Genomic DNA, 552 nt, shown 5'->3' on the forward strand with positions numbered 1-552 from the left:
ATCCGGTTGGCGTACGGTGAGGGGAACCTGTCGGTCGGCAGGCCCTTGCGGGTGGTCGTCTCGCCCGTATCGGAATCAATCCCGGGAACGGTCCACTCGGCAGCGAGCGACTTGACCTGGCCTTCGGTGTAGCCGAGCGCCGCGAGGTCACGGAAGTGCACGTATTGCAGGCTGTGGCAGGCAGCGCAGACTTCCTTGTACACCTGGTAGCCGCGCTGGAGCTGGGCTTCGTCCCACCGGCCGAGCGGGCCATCGAACGAGAACCCGCCTTCAGGCCCGTGCGGCTTGAGGTGGACGACCTTTTCCGCGGTCGGGGCGCCAAGACCTTCAGTGGCGGCCGTGTAGGCGCCGACGCCGAACGACCAGGTCACCACGAGGGTGAAACCGAGGCCGATGAGGATTGCGATAAGACGGATCATGTCGGGTCTCTTTCTCTCGTCCTCAGGCCGCAGCGGGAACGGCGGTTGCGCCCAGCTTCGCTTCCGGGTCCTTGCCCAGCACCGCCTCGGTGATCGAGAACGGCAGCGGTTCGGGCTGCTCGATCGAGGAAAC

At 65.9% G+C, this 552-nt stretch carries 1 protein-coding gene; it reads right to left on the reverse strand.

Translation table 11 applies throughout. The features are described 5' to 3' along the window. Nucleotides 1-419: cytochrome c1 (locus tag AC01FP_RS18900; protein ID WP_474482488.1), on the reverse strand; the 419-nt coding region annotated here is incomplete at its 3' end. Nucleotides 420-552: the final 133 nt, after the last annotated feature.

The organism is Cyanobium sp. NIVA-CYA 375 (assembly GCF_056108345.1).